At 68.6% G+C, this 26,057-nt stretch carries 22 protein-coding genes and 1 pseudogene; 10 read left to right on the forward strand and 13 right to left on the reverse strand.

Annotated elements, in window-relative coordinates:
* Window positions 1-4 precede the first annotated feature (4 nt).
* From V9G19_RS05385 to V9G19_RS05415, 7 genes and pseudogenes are all read right to left on the reverse strand, one after another.
* Window positions 5-385 (reverse strand): hypothetical protein, encoded by a 381-nt coding sequence (locus V9G19_RS05385; RefSeq protein ID WP_462284464.1) that lies wholly within the window; start codon window positions 383-385, stop codon window positions 5-7.
* On the reverse strand, window positions 385-1,503 hold the full coding sequence (locus V9G19_RS05390; protein WP_462285055.1) for a hypothetical protein: 1,119 nt from the start codon (window positions 1,501-1,503) through the stop codon (window positions 385-387). The genes V9G19_RS05385 and V9G19_RS05390 overlap by 1 nt, the downstream gene beginning before the upstream one ends.
* Before the next feature lies 1 nt (window position 1,504).
* Window positions 1,505-1,885, reverse strand: a pseudogene (locus V9G19_RS05395) (TniQ family protein); the annotation flags it as partial.
* Window positions 1,882-3,222: a TniQ family protein gene (locus V9G19_RS05400; protein WP_462284465.1), complete on the reverse strand. Its 1,341-nt coding sequence runs from the start codon at window positions 3,220-3,222 to the stop codon at window positions 1,882-1,884. The pseudogene V9G19_RS05395 and the gene V9G19_RS05400, both read right to left, overlap by 4 nt.
* Window positions 3,219-4,277, reverse strand: coding sequence for a hypothetical protein (locus tag V9G19_RS05405; protein ID WP_462284466.1), 1,059 nt, complete (start codon window positions 4,275-4,277; stop codon window positions 3,219-3,221). The genes V9G19_RS05400 and V9G19_RS05405 overlap by 4 nt, the downstream gene beginning before the upstream one ends.
* The gene (locus V9G19_RS05410) at window positions 4,274-6,472 is read right to left on the reverse strand and encodes a Mu transposase C-terminal domain-containing protein (RefSeq protein WP_462284467.1); all 2,199 of its coding nucleotides are present in this window, start codon (window positions 6,470-6,472) and stop codon (window positions 4,274-4,276) included. Before V9G19_RS05410 ends, V9G19_RS05405 begins: the two co-directional genes overlap by 4 nt.
* Window positions 6,454-7,170, reverse strand: coding sequence for a hypothetical protein (locus tag V9G19_RS05415; protein WP_462284468.1), 717 nt, complete (start codon window positions 7,168-7,170; stop codon window positions 6,454-6,456). Before V9G19_RS05415 ends, V9G19_RS05410 begins: the two co-directional genes overlap by 19 nt.
* Window positions 7,171-7,824: 654 nt before the next feature.
* Between V9G19_RS05415 and V9G19_RS05420 the strand changes: the two genes are divergently transcribed.
* Window positions 7,825-8,358 carry a hypothetical protein gene (locus V9G19_RS05420; protein WP_462284469.1) on the forward strand — a complete coding sequence of 178 codons (534 nt, stop codon included), beginning with the start codon at window positions 7,825-7,827 and terminating at the stop codon, window positions 8,356-8,358.
* Here the strand turns inward: V9G19_RS05420 and V9G19_RS05425 are convergent.
* Window positions 8,346-9,398 carry a DUF4238 domain-containing protein gene (locus V9G19_RS05425; protein WP_462284470.1) on the reverse strand — a complete coding sequence of 351 codons (1,053 nt, stop codon included), beginning with the start codon at window positions 9,396-9,398 and terminating at the stop codon, window positions 8,346-8,348. The genes V9G19_RS05420 and V9G19_RS05425 overlap by 13 nt on opposite strands.
* A 480-nt stretch (window positions 9,399-9,878) precedes the next feature.
* On the opposite strand from V9G19_RS05425, the gene V9G19_RS05430 reads away from it, so the two are divergent.
* The 6 genes from V9G19_RS05430 (at window position 9,879) to V9G19_RS05455 (ending at window position 14,383) form a co-directional block, all read left to right on the forward strand.
* Window positions 9,879-10,043 (forward strand): hypothetical protein, encoded by a 165-nt coding sequence (locus tag V9G19_RS05430; RefSeq protein WP_462284471.1) that lies wholly within the window; start codon window positions 9,879-9,881, stop codon window positions 10,041-10,043.
* Window positions 10,044-10,643: 600 nt separating this feature from the next.
* Entirely contained in the window at window positions 10,644-11,138 is a 495-nt protein-coding gene (locus V9G19_RS05435) for a hypothetical protein (RefSeq protein ID WP_462284472.1), read from the forward strand.
* Between the two features lie 75 nt (window positions 11,139-11,213).
* A complete protein-coding gene (locus V9G19_RS05440; RefSeq protein ID WP_462284473.1) occupies window positions 11,214-11,513 on the forward strand; it encodes a hypothetical protein in 300 nt (99 codons plus the stop codon).
* A gap of 240 nt (window positions 11,514-11,753) precedes the next feature.
* Window positions 11,754-12,524 carry a methyltransferase domain-containing protein gene (locus tag V9G19_RS05445; protein ID WP_462284474.1) on the forward strand — a complete coding sequence of 257 codons (771 nt, stop codon included), beginning with the start codon at window positions 11,754-11,756 and terminating at the stop codon, window positions 12,522-12,524.
* A 51-nt stretch (window positions 12,525-12,575) separates the two neighbouring features.
* Window positions 12,576-13,835 (forward strand): DNA polymerase IV, encoded by a 1,260-nt coding sequence (dinB, locus tag V9G19_RS05450; RefSeq protein WP_462284475.1) that lies wholly within the window; start codon window positions 12,576-12,578, stop codon window positions 13,833-13,835.
* 128 nt (window positions 13,836-13,963) lie between these two features.
* Window positions 13,964-14,383, forward strand: a complete 420-nt coding sequence (locus V9G19_RS05455) for a DUF3040 domain-containing protein (protein ID WP_462284476.1) — start codon at window positions 13,964-13,966, stop codon at window positions 14,381-14,383.
* Between the two features lie 3 nt (window positions 14,384-14,386).
* On the opposite strand, the gene V9G19_RS05460 is transcribed toward V9G19_RS05455, so the two are convergent.
* Together V9G19_RS05460 and V9G19_RS05465 are read right to left on the reverse strand one after the other, a co-directional pair.
* Window positions 14,387-14,899, reverse strand: a complete 513-nt coding sequence (locus V9G19_RS05460; protein ID WP_462284477.1) for a DUF456 domain-containing protein — start codon at window positions 14,897-14,899, stop codon at window positions 14,387-14,389.
* 13 nt (window positions 14,900-14,912) lie between these two features.
* Window positions 14,913-15,131, reverse strand: coding sequence for a DUF7455 domain-containing protein (locus V9G19_RS05465; RefSeq protein ID WP_462284478.1), 219 nt, complete (start codon window positions 15,129-15,131; stop codon window positions 14,913-14,915).
* Between the two features lie 193 nt (window positions 15,132-15,324).
* Here V9G19_RS05465 and V9G19_RS05470 point away from each other — a divergent pair, with 193 nt between their 5' ends.
* Window positions 15,325-17,439: a DNA gyrase/topoisomerase IV subunit B gene (locus V9G19_RS05470; protein WP_462285029.1), complete on the forward strand. Its 2,115-nt coding sequence runs from the start codon at window positions 15,325-15,327 to the stop codon at window positions 17,437-17,439.
* A gap of 149 nt (window positions 17,440-17,588) precedes the next feature.
* On the forward strand, window positions 17,589-19,034 hold the full coding sequence (locus V9G19_RS05475) for an APC family permease (RefSeq protein ID WP_462284479.1): 1,446 nt from the start codon (window positions 17,589-17,591) through the stop codon (window positions 19,032-19,034).
* Between the two features lie 16 nt (window positions 19,035-19,050).
* Here the strand turns inward: V9G19_RS05475 and V9G19_RS05480 are convergent, their stop codons facing one another.
* From V9G19_RS05480 to V9G19_RS05490, 3 genes are read right to left on the reverse strand one after another with little or no spacing between them, the layout of a single operon-like run.
* Window positions 19,051-20,085 (reverse strand): LacI family DNA-binding transcriptional regulator, encoded by a 1,035-nt coding sequence (locus V9G19_RS05480; RefSeq protein WP_462284480.1) that lies wholly within the window; start codon window positions 20,083-20,085, stop codon window positions 19,051-19,053.
* Window positions 20,082-22,532: a DNA gyrase/topoisomerase IV subunit A gene (locus V9G19_RS05485; protein WP_462284481.1), complete on the reverse strand. Its 2,451-nt coding sequence runs from the start codon at window positions 22,530-22,532 to the stop codon at window positions 20,082-20,084. The genes V9G19_RS05480 and V9G19_RS05485 overlap by 4 nt, the downstream gene beginning before the upstream one ends.
* A 6-nt stretch (window positions 22,533-22,538) precedes the next feature.
* On the reverse strand, window positions 22,539-23,222 hold the full coding sequence (locus V9G19_RS05490; protein WP_462284482.1) for a nitroreductase family protein: 684 nt from the start codon (window positions 23,220-23,222) through the stop codon (window positions 22,539-22,541).
* Between the two features lie 102 nt (window positions 23,223-23,324).
* Here V9G19_RS05490 and V9G19_RS05495 point away from each other — a divergent pair, with 102 nt between their 5' ends.
* The gene (locus V9G19_RS05495; RefSeq protein ID WP_462284483.1) at window positions 23,325-26,036 is read left to right on the forward strand and encodes a bifunctional acetate--CoA ligase family protein/GNAT family N-acetyltransferase; all 2,712 of its coding nucleotides are present in this window, start codon (window positions 23,325-23,327) and stop codon (window positions 26,034-26,036) included.
* Window positions 26,037-26,057: the final 21 nt, after the last annotated feature.

Consider the following 26,057-nt stretch of genomic DNA (forward strand, 5'->3'; position numbering starts at 1 on the left):
TTGCTCAGTTTGGTTCGGCGACCCATACCGCGGTGACGGCTAACGAGGCAGTTCTCTCGCCCAGGTCGCCCTGTCGAGGCCCCCGCTGCATCTCGAGAGCGGCCTCAGCACCCTCACGGGTCGAATGAACGCCGAGCAGCTGCTGTCCCTCCCAGACGAGCCAGACTTGCACCGGAAGTTCAACGGCCTGTCGGCGGAGGGACTCGTGCGGTGACTCCTCGACGGTCACGCCGGCCGCGATCTGTGCGGGGCCGAGGTCGGGGGCTTGGTCTCGGATCCGGTGGATGAGTTGTTGGCGGTAGTGGGCGGCGTCGGGGGTGTAGACGAAGCGGGCCATGCATTGGTCGGCGACGTAGACGGCGTAGTCCAGCGGTGGAGTGATCATCAGGTTCTCCTTGGGTGGGTGCATGGGCACCAGGGGCTGTCGGGGTCCTCGAGCCGACACGCGGGCTGTTGTGCCTCGTTAAGGGCGAGGACGCCGTAGCCAGCTAGGGCTGGCCGGGCTACCCACGTGTGCCGCGTGCTCTGCTGGGCCAGGAGACGCTGGAGGTTCACCGCCGCCCGCAGGAGGGGCACCTTCAATCCCCATCGCCCCGCGTAGACGTGCCGAGCCCATGTGCGAGCCTTCGCTGGCGGCATTCCGAGGGCAACGCCGGCGCTGGCCCAGTCGGGCACTTCGACGCGCCAGCGAACCAAGGTGAGGGCGAGGACGGCGCGCAGGAACCGCTGGTCGGGTCGGGTATGTCGCCGCAATGGTTCGGGGAGGGCGCACCGCCAGACCAGTTGTGGGAGGTCATCGAGGTCCCAGTCCGGCGCGGCGATGGCGGTGCCATCGCCGTGGGTGAGTCGCCGCTGGATGAGGGTGTGGGCGCGGCCGTGGCGCAGGAGGAGCTCGTCGATGATGGGTTGGAGGGCGGCGCTGGGTTGGGTGATCCGGTTGAAGGTGCCGGCGTGGGGGGTGGTGATTCCGGCTCTCGCGCACCACGTCTGCAGGACGTCGGCTGCCTCGGTCGGGGTCTGTGCGTCGATGAGCGGTTGGACGGCCTCGTGAAGGCTGTCGAGCAGGTCGGGGTCGCGGGGTGGGTTGCCCCAGCGGTGGGTTCGGCCCCAGTCGCCGGCGTCAACGACCCCGAGGCGGACTGCGATGCCGATGGCGCACTGCCACCCGCGCAGGGCTTGCAGGGACGTGTAGCTGGTACCGGAGATGGTCCCGCGATGACCCTTGAGCAGGGCGGTGAAGCGTTCACTGCGGGCGAGACGGGAAGCGGATGCTGGGGAGGTCGGGGCGCTGCTCAGGTCAGCACCGCAGACCCCTCCGGAGGCGGCTGTCTGGGTGCATCGACGGCCGTCTGGGGCAACGAGGAGGCGGGTGGGGGCGCTGGTGTGAAACTGGTTGCCGAGACCGGGGACGCCGTCGCAGGTGGGGCAGGTTCCGAGGAGGTTTGACCTGGTGAATCGGACAGCTGGTGATCCACGGCAACCGCCAGGGGAGGCACCACGCACCGTCGGATTGGGCGAGGCAGGGCGGGCAGAAACTTGATCCGGCTAGCCACACCCAGGCTGCGTGGACGGTTGCGCGGGCGGCGTCGATGGCGTGGGGTTTGCTCAGTCCGGTCAAATCGATCGCGAGCTGGTCGTAGCGGGCCAGGTGCATCTGCTCGACCTGGGTCGGGGTGAGTCGTAGTTGGGCGGCGACCCTGTCGCGGGTGGTGGGGTCGATGGTGACGCCGTACCAGCCGGGCCAGCGGCCACGGGGGCCGCGCAGGGCGAGGTGGTCTGCGAGGAGTGCGACGGTGCAGTGGTGTTGGGCGGCGCGGCGGGTGAGGTAGGAGGGCCAGGTCTCCTCGGGGAGCGGGTCGAGGGTGAGCGGCAACGCAGCGGTCACGCGGCCTCCCGGTTAAGGATTGTTTCGAGGGCTGCGGTGATGGCGGGGCCGTGTTCCCGGTCGTAGTTCTCGAGGCGGCCGTCGCGGGAGGTGGTGCGTTCTCGGCTGCTGGTGTAGGTGCAGGCCCATTGGTCGACCAGCCATGACTTGGCCATTCCGGAGGCGACGATGACGATCTGGTTGGCGACGGCTATGAGGTCTGGGCGGCTCGCGTGTAGGGCGCGCTGGGGGTAGTCGATCTGTTCACCCAGCAGGGCATGGCTGGCGCGGCCGGTGGCGTCGAGGAAGTGGCCGAGTCGGCCCTGGCTTTGTAGCCGGCGCAACGTGTGGTGGATGGCGGCTGGTGTGGTGGGGCGTTGTCCCAGGACGCTGCAGGCGGCTGTGGCGCTCTCCCCGGTCAGGCTCATCCGGGCGGCGCAGGCCGCGACCTCACGAGCCCGGCGGATGGGAAGCGGGTAGAGCAGGTCGGCCAGGTGGGGGATGAGGTGGCGGGTGGGTAGCAGGGGTGGGATCCAGCGGGGGTCGACTGGTTCGGTGCTGATCCGGGGGAGGGTGATGTGGCCGAGCCTGTTGGTGGTGTCGAGGGCGTAGCTGAGAGCGATGCTCGGGTCGGGGTCGGCCGCGAGTGGGACCACTTCCGGCAGTGCCTCGGCGAGGCTGGTCGTCTTGGCGTTGAGCCGGTGGGGTCGGCCTTGGGCGACGCGAGCGGTCAGGATGAGCTCGAGGGTGGTGAAGAAGCGCCTGTTCTCTGGGTGGGGCGTGAGTCGCTGCAGGATGAGGGCTTGTGCGTCGATGGTGTTCGTGTCGGCGGGGATCGGTGTGTGTCGGTCGAGCGGAACGTGCAGCAGGCCGTGGTGGACACAGGCGACATGGAAGGTGAGATGCCAGCTGAGGGGTCGGTGGTCAGGTCGGCCTCGGAGGCAGTCGGGGCACCCCCTCGGTTTGCGCACGGAGACGAGTCGCCCGATGGACCCCAGCGAGGCGTTGGCAGGGTCGGTCTCGGTGCTCAGTGGATCCAGGGCGAGGGTCAGTTGCGCAGGGAAGTCGAGGGCAGACCCGTGGTAGCGACTGAGGTGCATGTCGGCGACCTCGCTGGGCTCGAGACGGAAGAACGCGGCGAAGGTTTCGCGCGTGGGGGTTGTTGCGGCATACCCGGCGAGGCGGGGCATGTGCCAGTACCGCAGCGAGTGAGGGTCGTTGAGGATGAGGTGGCGCATGAGGGTCCGCCAGGGCAGGTGGTAGAAGGCGGCGACCCGGTGGGTGTAGCCGAGCCATGACTCTCCGTCGACTGGGGGGATTCGGATCGGGAGCCGGTCGAGGCGAGCCGGATCGGTCATCGGGGGCCTCCACGGCGTGGGTTGGCGGGAGCGACCGTGGTAGCTGGTGGGCTGGTGGGCGCGGTGGCCAGGAGCGTCTCCAACCCGAGGGTGCTGTCGGTCATGGCCGCCAGGGCGGCTGCTTCCTTGACCCACACGATCGCTGAGCCGGGCAGGCCGGCGGTGCGTTCGTACAGCAGGGTGTTGACTCTGCGGCGGTTGAGTTGGATCTGGCGGGCACCGCGGGGCATGACGAGTTTGCCAATGAGGTCGTACATCATCCGTTCCCACGCTCCGGGTACGCCAGCGGGCGCGGGAAGGGGTTTGAGGTGGACGATAGTGGCCCTGGTAAGTAGTTGTTGCGTTGCCGAGGGCGCGTTGTGGCCATCGATCAGAGGCGTCCCCGGGATGGCTGTGAGGACGACGGTGAGTGGCAGTGAAGTCACCATCGCCTTCAGGACCCCGGCGAGGTCGATGATCTGGTTGCCGTGCACATTCATCGAGCCCAGGTCGTCGATGTGGACTCCGACGATGCCGAGCGGTCCGATCAACGACCGGTAACGCTGCAGCAGAGTGCTGGTCGTGTCCGTGGTCCGGGACTGTGGGATGGAGTGGAAGCCGCAGATCCCGGCGAGCATGGCGCGTCCCAGCCCCTCACCGTCCATCAGACCCCACGTCCAGGGCAGGTAGGGATCGACGCCCGGTGGCGCGGTGGGCAGCAGCCGGCGGTAGTCGGCGAGCAGCGCCTGAAGGACGGCGAAGGATTTCCCGATGTGGGATGGGCCAAGGACGATGACGCAGCGGCGGCCCCCGGGCGGGGCGTGCCGGTTGTATAGGACCGCGCGATCGATCGCGCGAGCGACCATGACCAGGTCGGGTAGTTCGACGAGGACAGCGTGGTTGTGCTGAATGAACCGGCGAGCGACGCTGTCGGCGACCGACCCCGTGACCGGCTGCGGCGGGGGAGGCGCGGCAGAAGCCATCAGACCCCAGTCGAGTGGACACTGGGGTTCCAGGACCCGTTCAACCGCGCCGTCCAGGTCCTCGGACAGCGACAGGTGCTCGGTACGCGTCACGACGCGGCCTGGTCCTGGCCGGACAGGTTCTCGTCACGGTCGCCGAAGATCTCGTCGTAGTCCAGGATGTCGTCCTCAGGTTCGGGATCCTCGCCGTAGCTGACTTCCTCGGGGTCCACCGGATCTGGGTAGGCCACGGCGCGGAACTCAGCGTCAGTGTCAGCCAAGTCGTGGGCCAGGCTGTGCGCACGACTGGCCTCGATCGCGGCCATGCGGGCGTCGCGGCGACCGGTGAACGCGCCGTACCCCCAGGCCAGGTGAAACTTGACTTCTGCGTGATGGATGGCCTCGGGTGTGAGCGGTTGGGCGTCGGTCTGCTGTTGGACGGCGAGCCGTGTTAGGAGGTCGCTGTACGGCGGCAGGGCGGTGGTGGAGGCACCGGCGCGGGGGATGACCATCCAGTCGCCGGTGATGACGTGGCGCAGGTAGATCCGCGAGACGTCGTAACGGTCGAAGTACGCCGTCAGGACCCGGCTCTTGAGGCCGATGCCGCGTTGGACGTACTGGCGCAGCTCGACCAGTTCGGGGCAGTTGTAGCGGCGCCGGTCGATCGTGATGCCTCCGTCTTGGATGGTGACCTCCCGTGTCTCCAGCGCGTGGACGAAGGACCACGGGTCCGTGGGGACGTCCAGGGTGCCGCCGTCGAGGAGGTACTCCTCGAGGATCATCGCGGGAGTGACCGGGCCGGTGCGGCCATGTGCTTCGCGCAACCCGTCGTGGGGGGTGTGCATGTAGATGTCGAGCAGGTAGGTCCAAAAGATGTCGTGCAGGTCCCCTGCGGTCATGACGACGTTGCCTTCGACGTCGCGGGGCCGATTGGTGGGGCGGTTCCCGGTGAATTGCGGTCCGCCGAGGAGAGCCTCAATGTGCGCGTAGGTCAGGTGGAGGCGCTCGACGATGCCCTTGTGGTGCGGACCGGCGGGGGGGCAGAACAGCACGTCAGTACCCATCCGGGCGGCGGCCCCGAGGAAGTGCGCGCTGGTGAACTCAGACCCGTGGTCCAGGATGACCAGCGCAATGATGCCCGCCAGTTTCATGCCGATGGTGGGGTCGAGGGCTGCGTCGGCCGCGCTGATCGAGGGGACGTGCACCAGGTGGGGTATGCCGTGGTGGTAGCGCATCTCGTAGGGCCAACCGGCCCGAGTGATCGCGGGCCGACCGATGTCCCACAGGAGGCCGGCTGCGTCACGGGCGGTGACTCCGGTACCGGTGGAGGGCAGGACGCGCAGCGCGAGGGGTGCATGAGTGTAGACGTCGACTGCCGTGAGGATGGTGGCGGTGGACCAACCGGCCTCGGCCGACCACAGCGCGATCCCGGTACGGTAACCGTCGATCTGCACGTGATCACACGGGCCTGCGACGCGCCAACGGTCATAGGCGAGCAGGGGCTTCTTGGCGTCAGTGCGCCGCCCGGCGGCGTCCTTGTGCAGACCGCGGCCGCGGGTGAGGTCGCCGAGCAGTCGGCGGACTCCGTAGCCGGTCAGGTCCTGACCCAGGTCGTGGCGGTGGAGCTCGCCGTGCAATTGGACGGCGAGGGCACGTTGGTCTACGCGCGCCTCGGTGGCGTGGCGGTCGACGAAACCGCGCCCGAGTTCGACGACGCGCGGGTCGTGCCGGGCCAGGCGGTCGCGGCCCAGTACCCGGTTGCCGTGGACGAAGCCAGTCATGCCCTCCGTGGCGAGGGTGGCCAGCCCACGATAGATCGAGGCAGGTGAGTGCGGCCTGTGGCCTGCGGCGCGCAACTCGGCCGACTTGGCCTTGACTCGCCCGGTGAGGGTTGTGGTCAGCGGGTCGTAGCGGGGATCGACGCGGCCGGTGGTCCGGTCCAGCTCTGGTGTGCCGTTCAGGCTGCCGGTGTCGACCTGCAGCAGGTGTCGTACGTAGGCGAGGATGCGCTCTCGTGCGGCGGGGGGCAGTTCCTCGAACTCCGGGGTGGAGGGCGGAAGGAGGCGAGGGTCGGCCGGCGGCACGGTGGGTCCGTCGAGCGTGAGGCGTGTCATCAGGTCATTCAGGGTGAGACGTTCGACGTGGTCGCCGTGGTCGAGGAGCGCGCAGAGCGCGCCGTAGGCATCCCGGGTCCAGCACAGCAGTTTGGCCGTGCCGTCGCCTCCGACGTGCATCAGTTCGTTCGGACCGACTGGTGTTCGGTGAGGATCGAGATCGGGGTTGTAGACGGCTAGAGGGGAACGAGCCATGCGGGGTCGCCTTTCGCGAGCTGCGGTTGCTGGTGGATGGACGTGTCGGGCTCGAGTGGTTGATCTAGGTCCACGAACAGGGCACGGGCGGCGATCAGCTGGTAAAGGCGAGTCAGGCCGGCGGGTAGTCCGCCGAGACGCTGTACGACGGTGTGGGCCTGGGCGGGGAATCGCAGGTCCCCAAGGACATCCGCCGCGAGGGCTGTCTCGGGCGGACTCAGGCGGTGCCGACGAAGCGCGTCTAGGTTCGCGACACGCTGCTGAGGGAGTTCGGTTCGAAGCTGGTAGTGCCACCCAGCGGCTGCGGCCGTCGCGGCAGTCAGCGCGAACACGGCGAGGGCGCCGGTGTCGGCGAGCTTGTGGCGGGTAGTCACGTCGATGAGGGTTCGGGGGCCACCATCGAGATCCACCAGCGCATCGGGGTAGTGATGGCGACTGCCGTCGCTTAGTGCCCAGGTCACGCGCATCGGCTGGGTGGCCATCGCGGTGGCAGGCCCGCATAGGACGAGGTCTCTCAGGTGCGTCAGCTCGTTGCGGGACTCGAACCACACCGACCGCGACCGGAAGGTGACCGTCGGCGCTTCCATCCGCCCGATGTAGCTACGCATCCCGACATAGGAGGTAGGACGGCGAACCTCCAGCAGCAGATCGGGATGGAGTCGTGGGAGGTCGGCGACAGGGTGGCTATCGATGCTCACGGCGCCCGTGACCGGATCGATCCGCCGGGTGGTCAGCCACGCGTCGCCTGCGACTGCCGCACATGCATCGGTGTCCGCAGCTGTCTCAATCGTCGCCGCCCAGGAAGCGACCCGACCTGTCGGCGGCGGTATCAGCAGAGTCCGCCGACCTCGGCGGTGGGGTACGGCGGTGGGAGGGGCGTCCATGCCAGGGACTGAGATCTACGGTGCCAGCCGTCGCCCGCTTGTCCCACCTGATGGGCAGGAGCCTCCACGCAGGTAGGCGACAGCGTGTGTGGCGGCAGATAGCATGGCCATCAGGTAGTCCTTCGAGCTTCTTGGACGACGTTCGTATCAGGACCTACCGCTGGGGCGTCGCTTTGCAGAGCGGCGCCCCTTCCTTGCGTCCGGGGCCCCAGGGTGTCCAGTGCGACGATAGCGGCAAACCGTGGCCTGCGCCATCATTTCGTCTCTTCTCGCGCCCCGACGGTGCGAAACGGAAGATATGTCACGCTGCTAACTACAGCAAGCAAACCTCGGCACTCGCGCGTCTCCCTGTACCGGGAGCGGGGAATCGCGTGGGTGCCAAGAGAAGTCCCGCCCCACCAGCGGACGCCGCTGACCTCGATGAACGTTTTGATTGCACGACACTAGTCAATGTGGGACCGTGGCCACATGAAGCCGCCGAGACGACTCACCGAAGAACAGTTCGAGGCGTACGCGGCCGACACAGCGGCCGTGGCCACGTGCCTAAACCCTGACTGCCGAAAGACCTGCACGTACGAGAACAACGGTCGCGGACGAAGGCGGCGCTTCTGCACCGAGCACTGCCGCCGGCACTACTTCCAGGCCAGGCAACGTCTTGCTCGTCGATGGGCCGACATCACGTGGACCCTCACGTTTGATGACCTGCCAGCACGGCGAGAGAAACTCGTCAGTCTTCAACGCCGACTCGAATGGCTACTGGATCGGTACGGCGGCATCACGGAGGACCTGCTGCCAACGATCCCCGCATCTCCGCACCTCCCGCTCGGGCTGGCTCTGCACAACTTGGCGGCAGGACCCGAGCTCAACGAGGCTGAAGTCGCTGAGCTCTGGCGGCTCTTTCGTGACCGCATGGACTCCTATCTGGAGGGCAGGTCGCCGAACGCCCAGCAGCGCCACGAGGAGCTCCCATTTCACCGCCGCGTCCAGCCCTACGAGAACTGACCGCTCTCCTCCGTCGGGGAAGCCTCCACGGACTGCCTTGGCACGGGGAGTCTCCGGTGTACCCACAGTTCTCGGCGTTCGAAAGTGGACTCCTGCACGGCGACGAGTTCGTCGGCCCACTCGGTCCTCGGCGCCAGGGTCAGGCTGTCAAGCGGATGGTCAGAGGGGTGGTGGACGATCCACCGGTGGCTCTGACCGGCGACCAAGCCGTTGACCAACCTGACAAGGTCGTCACGGCCGCGAGGTGAGTTGTCCGGCAATCCCAGCGATTCCGGGGTTTCATCGTCCACCACCAGCTGAAGGATGCGCCTGGGTCCGAGCGGCACCCACACCACCGGAGCCGTGGCATATCCGATGGGTCCATCTCCTGGACCCCACCAACACACGGGTTCGTCACTACTGAGCACCGCCCCTCGGCTCTCGATGACGCTCCAGCGCCGTCCCGAGGCCAAGAGATCGCTCAAGGTGGTGAGGGCAAACCTCATGCTCTCTTGGACATAGAACTCCTGAGGCGGCAGGAGCCGGGGGCGGGCGTCACCCAGAAGGCTTTCCCGGAAGACCGCTACCGCGGGCGGGTCACTCGGATCTCCTCGCTGCTCGAGCCATGCTCGGATCCGGTCCTCGGTGGCACATTGCCCCAGGTACGTCCGCATGGCCTGATTCGCTGCCGCATCGAGGTCTTCACGGAACCTGTTGCCGCGCACGGTCTGTAGCGCGATGAAGTGGATCAGGTGGTACCAGTCGTCCTGGGTGATGTCCGCCATGCCTGTGTGGTTGAGCTTGTACAGACTGGGCGCGGCGCGTGCTTCGAAGCCGCCGAGGTAAGCCTCGATGACTTCGGGTTCAGGGGGTGTGTGGCCCGGTGGCACCTCGAACGCCTCGGGGTCCACCCGATAGAAGCCCACCTCAGCGCAGGCATTGCGGACAGAGGTGACCTGCGAAGCCGCGAAATCATCCCGCGCCACCAGGCGGACGCGGCGAGCATCGTCGGCGAAGAAGCGCAGGTACACCTGAGGCACGGTGTGATGGCGGGGCGTCACCAGGCGATCCTCTCAACTGCCCGCGGTGCACCGTCACTTGTGGGCGCGCCGGGCTGCGCTAACCGGGTGCCGAAATGACCGACGTCACGCCACGTCCAGCCACAAGGTTCACGAGCATCAGACGAGGGACCGATCCGGAGTGTGCCATCAGGACCGCCGACGGTCCGCTCGCCTCGTTGCGAGGGACTGCATCATTTGGGCCCCATCAAGTAGGCCGACAGAGCCGCTCTTGGGTGAGCTCGCGCCGAGGGAGATCCGTGAACTGACTTGGTCGCCGACCGGCTCCAACTGGTCGGCAGCGGCCGCCCGCGTGCTGAGTCTCCTGACGGCTCCCGCACTCTCAAAGTGGCCGTGCAGGCGCGCCTCTACTCTCACCGACTCTCAGAGTCCTCGTCCCACTCTCATTTTTCGACGCGGCCGACAGTCGCTGCTCTGATCGGCGGCGAGACCCCGGACCCGGGCCCATATCTGGAGCGTGTCGTGGCCAGTGCGGCAGGTGTCGAGTGCCGTGTGCGCGGCGACGATCCGGCCTTCCCGGGGGTCCACGCCGACGATCTCGACCGGTGTCGGGAAATCAACGGTTTCGACCACGCCCTGCGCCTGGTCCCCGACGGCGAGCTTCTCGAGGTCCGGCCGGTTCGTTAGGTTGGGGAAGGCGGGTTTCCTCAGCGCGTTGGGGGCGGTGGTTCGGTGTCTGGCCGAGCGCGGATCACCGGCCCGCCCGGCTGGTCGAGAGGACCTTTCCGGCACGCCTGGTCGGCGAGCACCGTGCCGACATGCTTCTCTCGAGCTGCCCAGCACCGCCTCGGACCTGGTCACCTCGCCGCGTGCGGGACGGCGGGTCAAGCCAGCGACAGGGTGTCCTGCAACAGGTGAGGTATACGGCACCTTCTGCAGGACGGCGACGCTTGCCAACGAGGGGGTGACCTGCAACAGGTGAGGTATACGGCACCTCCTGCAGGACGGCGACGCTTGCCACTGCGGGCGATGATCCGGGTGGGGGACATGACCTGCGCCACGCCGTGGGGGGTCATCGCACCGGCCAGATCGGGCTGGCGGCAGCCGCTCATCCGCCAGAGTTGCCGCCCACCAGGCAGTCCCGAAGTCGGATTTTCGGTGTCGTCGAACCCACGGTGTCGTCGAACCCACGATGTCGTCGAACCCGCTTTCGCACCCCCGCCAGGCGACCGAGGACGGCGCAACGTCGAAGCCCGGTTGCACCACCCGGCCAGGTGGTACTTCGACGTGCTGCGCTGCCTCGACGCCCTGCGTGTTGCCGAGGTGGAACTCGATCCCCGGATGGAGCCGGCGCTCGAGATCGTCCGTGGACGGCACCGACGCGACCCGAACCCGGGCATGGTGTGCCCGGTTGGAGCGGCAATTGAACCCGCCGGCCGGCAACTCCTCACGCAACAGGAAATCGACGACCGACGACAGCGAGCCGATGTCCGCGCCGAAGTAGGCGGCACCGTCTGCCCCGCGCGCGGCGAGCAGCGTCGCTCCCTCGCCCTCGGCGCCGATCCGCGCCCGAAGGTCGGGGCGCACCTGACCGACCAGGTCGCGGCGCGCCTGGAACTGCACCGCCACGTCGCCCCTGAGAAGCCAGTCGAGCACGGCGTCGTCGGTCCCCATGCGGTCCATCGTCTCGTATGCCGCTCGCTAGGAATGCTGCTGGCTTGGAATGCTGCTGGCTCGCCGGAGACCCCGCACGGCGCTCCGGATGAGACTACCGGAGAGTAGGTCCAGCAAAGGTGCACCCCAGCGCACCTTTTGCTGGACCTAACCAGTCGGGCGGGCGTGGGCATACTGGCGGACATGACGCTCGACGAGATCGACGCCATCGCGAGCGCGCTGGCCGGCTGCAGGCGCAAGGGTCACCCCGGACGGGCCGCGTGGTATGTCGACAACCGGCTGGTCGTGCGTCAGGACGAGCCGGGCACGCTGATGGTGCGGGTCGACTTCCCTGACCGCGAACAGTTGCTCACGGAAGACCCGGACACCTTCGGCCTGCCGCCGCGCTGGGAGAAACACCGCAAGCTCCAAGCCGACCTCGACGGGGATCCGCGCGCCATCGCGCGCGCCATCCGGTTGGCGTGGCAGCACCAACGGCGGTGACCCATGAGGCGTCGGCGCAAGGCAGAGGCGGCCGAGCGGGGATGGTGGCAGAGCGGAGATTCTGGCCAGCGGGAGGGTGCCCTGCAACAGGTGAGGTATACGGCACCTTCTGCAGGACGGCGACTGTGGCCCACCACCACAAACCTGACCGCACACAAACCCGACGCACACTCAAACCTGACGCACACCCCTGGGGAGCGTGAGCGGGCCGTTGTCGGGGGCACCGCATACAGTTTGAGTATGACCAGCGAGCGGCGCCGGGCGCGGCGAGGCGTCGAGACCGAGCTGCGCACGGCAGCGGTCTGGGAGACCGTCGCCACCTTGACCGAGCAGCGGCGACGCGAGCTGGCCCGGCCGCTGCGGGTGCTCGACCTCGGCGGCGGCACCGGGGGGCTGGCCGTCCCGCTCGCCCGGGCCGGGCACGAGGTGATCGTCGTCGATCCCAGCCCCGACGCGTTGGCCGCCCTGCGCCGGCGCGTCGGCGAGGCCGGTGTCGAGGACAACCTGCGCTCCACCCAAGGCGACGCCGATGATCTGCGCTCGATCCTCAAGGCGCGGGTTGACCTGGTCTGCCTGCACGGCACCTTGGAGGTCGTCGACAACCCGCGCCACACCCTGGCAAAGATCGCCGACGTCGTCACCCCTGGCGGCCACCTGTCGGTCGTCACCGCCCAGCGGATGGCGGCGGTCTTGGCGCGCACCCTGGCCGGCCACTTCGCCCAGGCGCGCGCGGCATTGGAGAGTCCCGACGGGCGATGGGGGCCGGCCGATCCGCTGCCGCGCCGCTTCGACCAGTCCCAGCTGGAGGCGCTCGTGATCGCCGCCGGCTTCGATGTCACCTCCAGCCACGGCGTGCGCCTGTTCAGCGACCTGGTCCCCTCGGCAGCGATCGATACCGACGCCGACCGGGCCGCGCTGCTGGAGCTGGAGCAGGCGCTCGCCACCCACCCGGAGTTCTCGGTCCTCGGCCAGATCGGCTCGGCGATCCATGTGGTTGCCCGCCGCCACTAGCGCCGGCCCCGCCGCCACTAGCGCCGGCCCCGGTCAGCTGGGAGGCAAGCGGTGACCCGCCGCCAGTTCAAACCGCCGCCCCGCGCCGGCGACGGCCCACCCGACGACACCGGCTGCACGGTCTTGCACGTCGACATGGACGCCTTCTTTGCCTCCGCGTCACTCTTGTCCCGCCCCGAACTCGTCGGCACCCCGGTCATCATCGGCGGGGCCGGCAACCGGGGCGTGGTCCTCTCGGCGACCTACGAGGCGCGCGCGTGTGGCGTCACCTCGGCGATGCCGATGGGCCGGGCCCGACGGCTGTGCCCTCAGGCCACGGTGATCTCGCCCGATCACGACCTCTACTCGCGCATCTCCGACGCCGTGATGGAGACCTTCGCGAGCATCACCCCGATCGTCGAGCCGCTCAGCCTCGATGAGGCCTTCCTGGACATCGCCGGGGCGATCCGCCGCCTCGGCTCCCCGGCCCACATCGCCCAGCAGATCCGCGACACCGTCCACGACGAGCAGGGCGTCACCTGCTCGGTCGGGGTGGCGCCCAGCAAGTTCGTCGCCAAGCTCGCCTCCAGCCTGTGCAAACCCGACGGCCTGCTCGTCGTCCCGGTCGCCGAGGTCGTCACCTTCGTCCAGCAACTGCCGGTGGGGGCGCTGTGGGGAGTGGGGGAGAAGACCGAGGAGCACCTCGCTCGGCTCGGGCTGGCCACCGTCGCCGACATCGCGCACACCCCGCGCGACACCCTGCGCCGGGCCCTCGGCGAGGCCACCGGTGCGCATCTGCACGACCTGGCGTGGGGACGCGATCCCCGCCACGTCGAGCCGGTCCACCGCGAGCGCTCGATCGGCGCCGACGAGACCTTCCCCGTCGACGTCGACGATGCCGACTACATCCACCGCGAGCTGCTGCGGCTGGCCGTCAAGACCACCCGCCGGATGCGTGCCGCCGGCCTGGTCGGCCGCACCGTCTCGATCAAGGTGCGCTTCGCCGATTTCACGACGATCACCCGCAGCCGCACCCTGCGCGATCCCACCGACGTCAGCACCGAGGTCTTCGCCACGGCCCGCTCGCTGTATGACGCTCTCGGCCTGCAACGTGCCCGGCTGCGGCTGGTGGGGGTGCGCGTCGAACACCTCATCCCGGTCGGCCGCGCGAGCGTCCAGCCGACGCTCGACGAGCCCGAATTCGGTTGGCGAGAAGCCGATCGCGCCATCGATCGGGCCGCCGCCCGCTTCGGGAGCGGCAGTGTACGCCCGGCCACCCTGCTGCGCGGGGAGCGACACCCTTCCCCGCAGGCGCCGCGCGAATTATCCTGAGATTGGACGATCACCGTCGCACGGCAAGAAGATGCAACCTTTTCCCTGCACGGGGCGTTGATCGGACATACGATTCCACTGAACCGGGCTCGCTGGCCCGGGCCATCAGCTCTCGGAGGAGGTCGGCGATGCCGCTGTCAGACCACGAGCAGCGCCTCCTGGACCAGATGGAGCAGGCGCTGTATGCCGAAGACCCCCGGTTCGCCACCCAGATGCAAGGGGCGGCGCGGCCGTCCCACAAGCGGCATGTCATCGGTGCCGTCGGTGCGCTTGCCGGGCTCGGCCTGGTCATCGTGGGCATCAGCACGACCTGGATTGTCGGTGCGGTCGGCTTCGCGTTGATGGTGGCGGCGCTGGCCTATGCCTTTGCCCCGCCCCGGGCCGCCAAAGCAGCGCTGCGCGTCGTGCGTGACGGCGGCGGCGGATCGGGAGCCACGCGACGAATCCCCGGTGGCAAACGGTCCCGTCGGGCAGGCTCGAGCGGGTCGTCGGGAAGTTTTATGCAGCGGATGGAAGCACGCTGGGAGAAGCGCCGCAACGGCTGGTAGTTCTCAGGTCGCGATCACACCGATGACCCAGGTGGTCAAGATGGCCAGGCCGGCGAGCAGTTCGATGCCCATGCTGTGCAGCACGCCACGCAACGCCGCCTTCGTGGAGGTCCACGCCCGGGCCTTGTCCTGGGAGCGGCTCAGCTCCACCAAATAGATCCCGAGAACGAATCCGAGCGGGCCACCGATCACCGGGACGACGAAGAAGCCGACGATCCCGACGAGCAGCCCGATCAACAGCGTCGAGTTCGCGACCCCGGCGGCCTTCATCCGCCGGCCCGGGATGAGGAACTGCAAGGTCAGGCCCGCGGCATACAGCAGCACGCAGATCGCAAAGACGATCCAGCCGCCGGTGGAGCCCTGATCGAGCGCCCAGATCAAGACGCCCAGCAGGGCGACGATCAAGCCGGGGATGACCGGGACGATGACGCCGAGGATCCCGGCGATGATGATCAGCCCGGGGACCCAGGTCGCGGCCGCGGAGTCACCGAAGACGTCCAACCCGACCAGCTGCACGAGGGCGCGCGCCTCAGTTCTGTGGCCCGGTGAACGCCGGCGTCTCGATCAGGCGAGCGGTCTCGTCGTCTATCTCGGCGAGGTCGCGCAGCTTGGGCAGGTGCTCCTTGGAGTGGTGCAGGCAAAAGAGCAGCTCGCCGCCGGCGTGCAGGCGCGCGCGGACATAGGCCTGGGCGCCACAACGGTCGCAGCGGTCCGCCGCGGTCAGGGGGGTGTCCAACACCGGTGTCACGTCACTACCTTCTCTCGCTCGATCGTCTCGGGCGCTCGTGTCTTCCTCGGTTGCAACAGTCAAGCACGTCGGAAGCTTCCCGGGCGCCATTTAACGGATGACAAGACGGTGACGCCTTCGCCCGCGAGCCTGGGAGGTGCTGTCGGTGGCACGGGTTACGGTGGCGCTGACCATCGATGAGAGGACCCCCCGGGTGCCGCCAAGCGGACGTGAGACCAGTTACACCGCCCACCACCTGCAGGTGTTGGAGGGCTTGGAAGCCGTCCGCAAACGGCCGGGGATGTATGTCGGGTCCACCGACGGCCGCGGCCTCATGCACTGCGTATGGGAGATCATCGACAACGCCGTCGACGAGGCTCTAGGCGGTCACTGCGACCGCATCGAGGTGACCCTGCACGCCGATGGGTCGGTCGAGATCGCCGACAACGGCCGGGGGGTCCCGGTCGACATCGAGCCGCGGACCGGTCTGACCGGGGTCGAGGTCGTCTATACCAAGCTCCACGCCGGCGGGAAGTTCGGCGGCGGCTCCTATACCGCCTCCGGCGGCCTGCACGGCGTCGGTGCCTCGGTCGTCAACGCGCTCTCGGCTCGCCTGGACGTGCACGTCGAGCGCTCCGGCAGGGTGCACGCGATGAGCTTCCGCCGCGGCGAGCCCGGCCTGTATGCCGACCCGCCCGAGGGGCCGGACCCGGACGCGCCGTTCACCGCCTTCGAGGAGACCCCGACCCTGGCGATCGTCGGCCGGGCCCCGCGGGGCCGCACGGGCACCCGGGTGCGCTACTGGGCCGATCGGCAAATCTTTGTCAGCGACGCCCAGTTCGACGACGAGGCGCTGCGCTCCCGGGCCCGGCAAACCTCCTTCCTCGTGCCCGGGCTGACGATCATCCTGCGCGACGAGCGGCAGCGGCCGGGCACGCCCGGCGTGGACGGCCCACACGAGGAGGTCTTCGTCCACGAGGGCGGCATCGGCGAGTTCGTCGAGTTCCTCGCCACCGACTCACCCGTGACCGATGTGTGGCGGCTGCAAGGCATGCATACCTTCACCGAGACCGTGCCGGTTCTCGATGGTCGCGGCCATATGACGCCCACCGAGGTGACCCGGGAGTGCGGCGTCGACATCGCGTTGCGCTGGGGCAGCGGATTCGACACGGTGATCTCCAGCTTCGTCAATATCATCGCCACCCCCAAGGGCGGCACCCACATCATGGGCTTCGAGGCGGCCCTCCTCAAGGTCTTCCGCCGCCAGTTGGAGGCCAACGCCCGTCGCCTGAAGGTGGGCAACGACAAGGTCGACAAGGACGACATCCTCGCCGGGCTGACCGCGGTGGTCACCGTCCGGCTCGCCGAGCCACAGTTTGAGGGACAGACCAAGGAGGTGCTCGGCACCCCCGCGGTGCGGGCCATCGTCGCCAAGGTGGTCGAGCAGGAGCTCACCGAGCGGTTCGAGCGGCCCAAGCGCGGCGACAAGCAGCCGGCGCTGCTCCTGGAGAAGGTCGTCGCCGAGATGAAGTCGCGGATCAGCGCCCGGCTGCACCGCGAGACCCAACGCGCCAAGAACGCGCTCGAATCCTCCTCGCTGCCGGCCAAACTCGCCGACTGCCGCAGCCACGACGTCGGGCGCACCGAGTTGTTCATCGTCGAGGGCGACAGCGCCCTCGGCACCGCCAAGCTGGCCCGATCCAGCGAGTTCCAGGCGCTGCTGCCGATCCGCGGCAAGATCCTCAACGTCCAAAAGGCCTCCGTCGCCGACACCCTCAAGAACGCCGAGTGCGCCGCGATCCTCCAGGTCATCGGCGCCGGCTCGGGTCGCACCTTCGATCTCGATGCCGCCCGCTACGGCAAGGTCATCATCATGACCGACGCCGATGTCGACGGCGCCCACATCCGCACGCTGCTGATCACCTTGTTCTTCCGCTACATGCGCCCGCTGGTCGAGGCCGGCCGGCTGTATGCCGCCGTCCCGCCACTGCACCGCATCGAGGTGGTCAACCCGGGCAGCAAACCCAACGAGCTGATCTACACCTACTCCGAGGCCCAGATGCGACGGGCGGTGGCCGGGCTGACCAAGCGGGGGCGCACGATCAAACAGCCGCTGCAACGCTACAAGGGGCTCGGCGAGATGGATGCTGACCAGCTGGCCGAGACCACCATGGACCCGGCCCGGCGCACGCTGCGGCGGGTCACCGTCGAGGACGCCGCCAACGCCGGGCTGACCTTCGAACTGCTTATGGGCAATGAGGTGGCCCCGCGGCGCGACTTCATCGTTGCCGGGGCCGCCCGGCTCGACCGGGAGCGCATCGACGCCTGACCTCGGCATACGACGTCGGCAACGATTTTAGAAAGGTCCCGTGTCCAGGGACGCTCCCCGGGCTGTGACCTGCAACACTGCCCGTTGGCGCGTCCAACACTGCCCCTGGCACGACGGCGTGCCGTCCCGGATCCGTTCAGGAGGACCTCATGACTCAGACCGTGGATCACGATCGCCTGCCGGGCGAGGAAGAAACCGAACTCAGGCGGGTCATGGGGCCCAAGCTGCTCCTGCTCTTCATTGTCGGCGACATCCTCGGCACCGGGGTCTATGCCCTCACCGGCCAGGTGGCCAACGAGGTCGGTGGTGCGGCCTGGGTGCCGTTCATCGTCGCCTTCGCCATTGCGATGGTGACCGCCTTCTCCTATCTGGAGTTGGTCACCAAATACCCCCAGGCGGCCGGCGCCGCCCTCTATACGCACAAGGCGTTCGGGATCCACTTCCTGACGTTCATCGTCGCCTTCACCGTCATGTGCTCCGGCATCACCTCCGCATCGACCGCCTCCCGCGCCTTCGCCGCCAACCTGGTCAAGGGCTTCGGGATGGACAGCGACAACACCAATCTGGTGATGCTCATCGCGTTGGGGTTCATGGCGCTGTGCGCGGCCGTCAACTTCCGCGGCGTGGGGGAGAGCGTCAAGGCGAACATCGTCCTCACCTGCGTCGAGCTCTCCGGTCTGCTCCTGGTGATCTTCGTCGGCTTCTTCGCCCTCTTCCAGGGCAAGACCGACTTCTCCCAGACGATGGTCTTCGACAGCCCGAGCGACAAGAGCGCCTTCTTCGCCGTCACCGCCGCCACCTCGCTCGCCTTCTTTGCCATGGTCGGCTTCGAGGACTCGGTCAACATGGCCGAAGAGACCCACGACCCGGTCAAGAACTTCCCCAAGATGATGATCACCGGCATCGGGGTGACCGGGCTGATCTATGTTCTCGTCGCCCTCTTCGCGGTCGCCATCGTGCCGGTCGGCGAGCTGGGTGATAGCGAGACGCCGCTGGTCAAGGTCGTCGAGACCGCTGCGCCAGGCATCCCGATCGAGAAGCTGCTGCCGTTCATCTCGATGTTCGCCGTCGCCAACTCCGCACTGATCAACATGCTGATGGCCTCCCGCCTCCTCTATGGCATGTCCCGCCAGGAAGTCCTGCCCCCGATCCTCGGCCGGGTCCACAAGGGCCGCCAGACCCCGTATGCGTCCATCCTGTTCACCACCTTGATCGCCTTCGGCCTGATCATCGTCGTGACTCAGCGCGCCGAGGGGAAGATCATCGCCGCCCTTGGGGGCACCACCGCGCTGCTCCTGCTCGGCGTGTTCACGATCGTCAACATCTGCGTGCTCATCCTGCGCAAGGACCGGATCAACCGGCGCCACTTCGTGGCGCCGTCGGTGCTGCCGATCATTGGCGCCATCGCGTGCGCCTTCTTCGTCGGGCCGTGGACCGGACGCGACACGCTGCAATACACGATCGCCGGCTGGCTGCTCGCCCTGGGCGTCGTGTTGTGGGCGCTGACCTGGATGGCCAACCGGGGTCTGCGAGCCAAGAAGACCTACATCCGCGATCCGGAGGAGCTCGGCAGCGACCACGACGTCGTGAATTAAGCCACCCGGACCAGGGCTACCCCCCTGGGGGCGCGGTTGTCTCGGGGTGCGCGGTTGTCTCTCGGGCGATCAGGTAGGTCGGCACCTCCACGGTCCGAGCCACGGTCCGATCGGCGGGTGCGGCCTCGGCGCGCAGGTCGTCCAGCAGCATCGACACGGCAAGGCGTCCCTGGGCACGCACATCCTGATGAATCGTCGACAGCCCCAAGACGGCCGCGAAGGTGTGGTCGTCGATCCCCATGACCGACAGGTCCTCGGGCACGCGCAGGCCGATCCAGCGCGCTGCCCCGAGGACGCCGATGGCCATCTCGTCCGAGCCCGCGAGAATGGCCGTCGGCCGCTGCTCCGCTCGCAACATCGGCTCGACCTTGCGGGCGGCCGCATCGGCGGTCCAATCCGAATCGACCGCCCACTCCGGCCGCACGCTCAGACCCGCCTCTCGCAGGGCCGCCCGGAAGGCCGCCGACCGCTCTCCGGGGGTGGACATATGCGCCACCGAGGTGTCGGTTGTCCCGACATACCCGATCTCGCGGTGCCCGAGTCCGATCAGGTGGGTGATCGCGGTGCGCACCGCGGCGGCATCGTCGATGTGCACCCGGGGCCAGCGATCCAAGGCCATGCCGACGGCGACGACGGGCACACCGAGGCGATGCAACATCGCCAGATCGGCGTCGGTGGCCGGCACATTGAGAGCAATGATCCCGTCGACGCGTTTGGCGAACATCTCGTACTGCAGCCCGGAGTCCGCCGCCTGGCCGTCGAGGGTGATGAGCAGCAGGTGGTAGCCCGCTGCGCGCAACTCCTGCTCGATCGCGGTGACGACGGTGGCAAAGAACCACCGGCTCATCAGTGGGGCGACGACAGCAACGACGTGGGTGCGCCCGGACGCCAACGACGTCGCGGTCGGGGAGGCGACATAGTCCAGCTCGGCCGCAGCCGCCAGGACTCGCTCTCGGGTGCGCGGGTCGACCCTCGAGCTGCCGTGCAAGGTGCGTGAGACGGTCGCGACCGAGACCCCCGCCAGCGCGGCGACGTCGGCGATCGTCGTCACGAGCGCACCGGCCCGGCGATCGCGGCGATTACCGCCGCGGCGGGGACCCCGGAACCGTCCCGGCGTCCGGTGGCGGCGGGCAGGTCGAGAGGCGCGCCGCTGGCGGCGCAGGCGCGCGCCGGGGTCGCGCCCGCCCAGGCCAGCACCAGCGTGTCCTCGCCCTTGAGGAAGCGATGCGCGCGCACGCCGCCGGTGCCGCGTCCCTTAGGCGGGTATTCGGCATACGGAGTGACCTTGAGCGCTCCCGGCTGGGTCCCGGGCAGCGCGCCCGACGCACCCGCCGAGGTGACGACGATGGCGTCGCTGCCCGGATCGACCGCCCCGAAGAAGAGCGCCGAGTCGCCCGGGTCGAGCCGGATCCCCGCCATGCCGCCCGCGGCGCGCCCCTGCGGGCGCACGGCGCCGGCCGGGAAGCGCAGCAACTGCGCCTGCGCGGTGATAAATACCAGATCATCGCTCGCGGAGGTCAGCTCCACCGCGCCGACGACCTCGTCACCGGGGCGCAACGCGATGACCTCCCAATCGGTGCGGCCGAGGGGATAGTCGGCCACCACCCGCTTGACGACACCGGCCGCCGTCCCCAGAGCCAGGCTCGGCGCGTCGGCTCCGATCGCCGCGATCGTCACGACGCGTTCACCCTTGCCGAGATCGACGTATGCCGCGATCGGCGCCCCGCCGGACAGATTCGGTGCGTCGTTGGTCGCCGGAAGGGTGGGCAGCTCCAGCGCTGTCAGCCGCAGCATCCGGCCCCGCGAGGTGACCGCCGCCAGCGACCCCCGCGCGGTGGTCCGCACCGCGCCCACGATCGTGTCGTGTTTGGCGCGCCGCCCCTCGCGGGGCACCGGGTCGGCGCCGGCCGTGCGGGCCAGCAGCCCGGTCGCCGACAGCAGCACCCAGCACGGATCGTCGGCGACCTCCAACGGGGCGCTGGCCGCCGCGGGGGCGCCCGCAGACTCCAGCAGGATCGTGCGCCGCGGGGTGCCGTGGGCCTTGGCGACCTCGGCCAACTCGGTGGAGACCAGCTTGTGCAGCAGCTTCTCGTCGCTGAGCAGCGCTCGTAGCTGGTCAATGTCACTCGTGAGCTGGTCGCGTTCCTTCTCCAATTCCAGGCGGGAGAACTTCGTCAACCGGCCCAGCTGCAGCTCCAGGATGTACTCGGCCTGAGCCTCGCTCAGGTCGAAAACCGAGATCAGCCGCTGCCGGGCCTCGGCGCGGTTGTCCGAGGAGCGGATCAGCTGGATGACTTCGTCGATGTCGAGGATGGCGATGAGCAGGCCCAAAACCAGATGGAGCCGCTCCTCGCGCCGGGCCAGCCGATAGGCGGTGCGGCGGCGCACGACCTCGATCCGGAAGTCGACGAACACCCGCAGCAAGTCCTTCAGCCCGAGCGTGCGGGGCTGGCCGTCGACGAGCGCGACGTTGTTGATGCCGAAGGAGTCTTCCAACGGCGTGAGGCGATAGAGCTGTTCCAACACGGCCTCGGGATTGAAGCCGTTCTTGACCTCCACGACCAGCCGGGTGCCGTTCTTGCGGTCGGTCAGGTCGACGAGGTTGCTGATCCCGGTCAGCCTCGCGGGCTTGGCCTGCACCAGGTCCTTGACCTTGTCGATGACCTTCTCGACGCCGACGAGGTAGGGCAGCTCGGTGATGACGATGCCCATCTTGCGGGGGGTCAGCTTCTCGATCTTGGCGCTCGCCCGGGTGCGGAAGCTGCCCCGCCCGGTCAGATAGGCATCCCGGATGCCGTCGAGTCCGACGATCCGCCCACCCTCGGGGAAGTCCGGGCCGGGCACGAAGCGCATCAGGTCATCGAGCGTGCAGTCCGGGTGGGCGATCAGGTGGCGGGCCGCGCCGATCACCTCGATGAGGTTGTGCGGCGGCATCGAGGTGGCCATGCCGACGGCGATGCCGCTCGCCCCGTTGACCAGCAGGTTGGGATAGGCCGCCGGCAACACCGAGGGCTGGGTGAACTGATCGTCGTAGTTGGGGACGAGGTCGACGGTCTCCTCATCGAGGCCGGTGACGAGCAGCATCGCCGCCTGCGCGAGCCGGGCCTCGGTGTAGCGGGCCGCTGCCGGCCCGGCGTCGAGGGAGCCGAAATTGCCGTGTCCGTCGATGAGCGGCATCCGCAACGTGAACGGCTGGGCCAGCCGCACCAGCGCGTCATAGATCGCCTGGTCACCGTGCGGGTGGTATTTGCCCATGACATCGCCGACGACCCGGCTGGACTTGACGTGGCCGCGATCGGGTCGCAGCCCGAGCTCGTGCATCGAAAACAAGATCCGGCGCTGCACGGGTTTGAGTCCGTCGCGGGCATCCGGTAGCGCCCGCGAGTGGATGACCGACACCGAGTACTCGAGGAAGGCGTTGCGCATCTCCTCGCTGACATCGATGTCGACGATCTGTTCCTCACCCCCGTCGGGGTCCCCGGGTCCCGGGCGCGCCATGGGCGGTCAGCCTCCTTCAGCCGGTACCGGCATTGTCTCGCTGGGCATTGTCTCCCGGGCCACCGCGTCCTCGCCTGCGGAAACGCCGAAGGCCCCCCAATGGAGCACGTCCGGGCCGCGCCGGCGGGGCCGCGCCAGGGACGGGCTAGGCACCCGCCGCTGCTCGTGGCCGAGGGCGATCACCCCCACGATGCCGCGATCAGCCGGTATGCCGAATGCCGCCCGGACGCGGGCATGTCCCGGCCCGGGAACACCGAAGAAGAGCGCCCCCAGCCCCGCGTCGACCGCGCCGAGCAAAATCGTCATCGCCCCCATCGCGACGTCGGTGTGCCAATAGGGAATCGGCCAGTCCTGCTCGGCCGGCTCGCCGCGGCCGCGCGCGGCCTTGTCCGGCTCGGCATACCGCCGCCGATAGGCGTCCTCGTTGCTGAGGCACACGATCAGGGTCGGGGCGGCGCTCACCCCGCTCAGCCAGGCGCTTTCGGCGCCCACCGGGCTGGCCGCCCGCCAAAACGCCGCCCGCTCGGCTTCGGTCTGGAGCACGAGATAGTCGCCACCTTGGGTGTTGCCGGCGCTCGGCGCCCGCGAGGCGAGATCCACCAACTCGCTCACCAGGGGTTTTGGCACCTGGGGCGAGTCCGCGAACCGCCGCGTCATCCGGCGTGAGCGGACCAGATCGGCATACGACATCGAGCAAGTGTGCGCCATGACCGAGGCAGCCGGCCAAGCGTGGCCGAGGTCACCGGTGCGGGGTGTGCCGGGACACAGCCGCCTGGATGAGAGCATTGCGCCATGGCACAGACAGCCCTGGCCAGACCGTATCCCGTCGAATGGGAGGCCGACGTCGTCCTGCGGGACGGCGCTGTGGCGCACATCCGCCCGATCCGGCCCGAGGACGCCGACGGCCTGCAGAAGTTCCACCTGAGCCAGTCGGACGAGTCGATCTATCTGCGGTTCTTCGCCCCGATCAAGCAGCTGAGCGAGCGCGACCTTTACCGCTTCACTCACGTCGACCACCACGAGCGGGTTGCCCTCGTCGCGACTCACCGGGGCGACATCATCGGCGTGGGCCGCTACGACCGGCTCACCGACACCGACGCCGAGGTGGCGTTCAACATCTCCGATCGCCATCAGGGCAAGGGGATCGGCTCGGTGCTGCTGGAGCACCTGGCGGCGATCGGCCGTGAGGAGGGCCTGACCAGCTTCTCGGCCGAGGTGCTGCCGCAAAACAGCAAGATGCTCAAGGTGTTCGCCGACGCGGGCTACACCGTCTCGCGCCGGGTCGAGGACGGCATCGTGCTCGTCCACTTCGACATCGAGCCCACCGAGAAGTCCGAACTCGTCCGGCTATCGCGCGAGCACCGCGCCGAGTCGGTGAGCATCTCGCGGCTGCTCAACCCCCAGACCATCGCCGTTGTCGGCGCGAGCCGGACCCCGGGCGAGATGGGCTACGAGCTGCTGCGCCATGTTCACGAGGGTGGATTCACCGGCCAGGTGTTCGCGGTCAACCCCAACGCGAGCGAGGTCCTCGGGCTGGCGAGCTATCCCCGGGTCATCGATATCCCCGTGCAGGTCGACCTGGTGATCATCGCCGTGCCGGCCGAACGGGTTCAGAAGGTCGTCGAGGATTGCGCCGACGCCAACGTGCACGGCCTCGTCGTGATCTCGGCGGGCTTCGCCGAGTCCAATGCGGCCGGCTTGAAGCGGGAGAAGCACCTACTGCGCCTGGCGCGCGACAGCGGCATGCGGGTCGTAGGCCCGACGTCCTTCGGTCTGATCAATACCGCGGCCGAGGTGTCCATGAACGCCTCGCTCGCGCCGAGCCTGCCTCCCGGCGGTCACTTCGGGCTGTTTGCGCAAAGCGGTCCGCTCGGGATCGCCGTGCTCCAATCCGCCGGCCGGCGCCATTTGGGCCTTTCGGTCTTCTGCTCGGCAGGCAACCGGCTCGATGTGTCCAGCAACGACATGATGCAGTTCTTCATCGACGATGTCCGCACTCATGCCGTTGGCCTGTATCTGGAGTCGATGGGTAATCCCCGCAAGTTCTCGCGGATTGCGCGACGGTTGTCGATGGTCAAGCCGGTGATCGTCATCAAGCCGCACCTGTCCCGATATGGCGCACCTCCGGGCCACCGGGTCCGAGAGACCCAGGTGCCTGCCGAGGCGTTCACCGCGATGATGACCCAGGCCGGCGTCATCCACGTCGAGAGCATCCACCAGATGTTCGACATCGCCCAGGTCCTCATCTATCAGCCGGAACCGCTCGGCAACCGTGTGGGGATCGTCGGCAATTCCGCTCAGCTGTGCCGGATCGCCGCCGAGACCGCCGCCGGATCGGGCCTGAGCGTCGAACTCGACCCCGTCACGGTGGCGCCCAACGCCGACCTCGCCGACTTCGCCGACGCCGTCCGGGAGATGTCCGAGGTCGAAGACATCGACTCGGTTCTGATGTGCTTCACCCCGCCGATCGAGCCGGTCCGGCCCGAGGCCATCGACCGGATCCGGGATGTCGTCGCCGGCTCGGCCAAGACGTGCGTGGCCACGACCGTGGGCATGGTCGGCCTGACCACGGGCGGGACGCGCTTCGAGCTTCCCGTCCGGCGCCAGCTCGATGAGGACGCTGTTGCCGCCCCAGGCATCGAGCGACCCGCCCGCGAGCTGCCGCTCTATTCCACTCCCGAGGATGCGGTGCGCGCGCTGGCGGCCGCCACGCACTATGCGAACTGGCGCAACCGGGACAAGGGCTTGCTGTTGCCGCGGCGCGGGCTGGACCGCCTGGCCGCGGAGGAACTGATCGAGGAGGTGCTCGCCGAGACGCCCCACGGGCGCGACCTGACCCAGGGCGAGGCGGAGCGCCTGCTCGCGGCATACGGAATCGAGTTGTGGACGCGCGAGCCGGTGACGAGCCCGCAGGAGGCGGCGGCTGCGGCCACCCGACTCGGATACCCGGTCGTGCTGAAATCGACGTCACCATTTGTCCGGGCGCAGTCGGTGTTGACCGGCGTGCGCATCGATCTGAAGGACGCGGCCGCGGTCGAGTCGGCGTTCGCGTCCCTGGACGAGGCGCTGGCCCCGTTCGACGCCAATCACCTGGTTGTTCAGCGGATGGCTCGTGCGGGTGTCTCGTGCGTGGTGGCCTGCTCGGAGGACCCGCTGTTCGGTCCGGTGGTGCGCTTCAGCCTGGCCGGGCTGCCCACCGAGATCCTCGGCGACATCGGCTACCGGATCCCGCCGCTGACCGATATCGACGTTGCCGAGCTGATGGGCTCGATCAAGGGCGCCCCGCTGCTCGACGGCTATCGGGGCGCGCCGGCGGTCAACAAGGCCGCGCTCGCCGACGTCATCGGGCGGGTCTCGATGCTCGCCGATGACATGGCCGAGATCGGCTCGCTCGTCCTCGATCCGGTCGTCGCGCACCCGGGGGGTGTGCAGGTGCTGGGGGCGGCGGTGACGATCACCAAGCGGGCTCGGCGCAAAGACCCCAGCCGGCGTACGCTGACCTGACGTCGCGCGCCCCAAGGCGCG

Source organism: Nostocoides sp. (assembly GCF_037045025.1).
Lineage (GTDB): Bacteria > Actinomycetota > Actinomycetes > Actinomycetales > Dermatophilaceae > Nostocoides_A.

Bases quoted from the DNA above. Each gene is read 5' to 3' on its own strand.
- V9G19_RS05455 (WP_462284476.1), top strand. From the start codon at position 13,964: ATGCCGCTGTCAGACCACGAGCAGCGCCTCCTGGACCAGATGGAGCAG.
- V9G19_RS05410 (WP_462284467.1), bottom strand. From the start codon at position 6,472: ATGGCTCGTTCCCCTCTAGCCGTCTACAACCCCGATCTCGATCCTCAC.
- V9G19_RS05385 (WP_462284464.1), bottom strand. From the start codon at position 385: ATGATCACTCCACCGCTGGACTACGCCGTCTACGTCGCCGACCAATGC.
- V9G19_RS05440 (WP_462284473.1), top strand. From the start codon at position 11,214: ATGACGCTCGACGAGATCGACGCCATCGCGAGCGCGCTGGCCGGCTGC.
- V9G19_RS05400 (WP_462284465.1), bottom strand. From the start codon at position 3,222: ATGACCGATCCGGCTCGCCTCGACCGGCTCCCGATCCGAATCCCCCCA.
- V9G19_RS05445 (WP_462284474.1), top strand. From the start codon at position 11,754: ATGACCAGCGAGCGGCGCCGGGCGCGGCGAGGCGTCGAGACCGAGCTG.
- V9G19_RS05420 (WP_462284469.1), top strand. From the start codon at position 7,825: ATGAAGCCGCCGAGACGACTCACCGAAGAACAGTTCGAGGCGTACGCG.
- V9G19_RS05495 (WP_462284483.1), top strand. From the start codon at position 23,325: ATGGCACAGACAGCCCTGGCCAGACCGTATCCCGTCGAATGGGAGGCC.
- V9G19_RS05475 (WP_462284479.1), top strand. From the start codon at position 17,589: ATGACTCAGACCGTGGATCACGATCGCCTGCCGGGCGAGGAAGAAACC.
- V9G19_RS05485 (WP_462284481.1), bottom strand. From the start codon at position 22,532: ATGGCGCGCCCGGGACCCGGGGACCCCGACGGGGGTGAGGAACAGATC.
- V9G19_RS05490 (WP_462284482.1), bottom strand. From the start codon at position 23,222: ATGTCGTATGCCGATCTGGTCCGCTCACGCCGGATGACGCGGCGGTTC.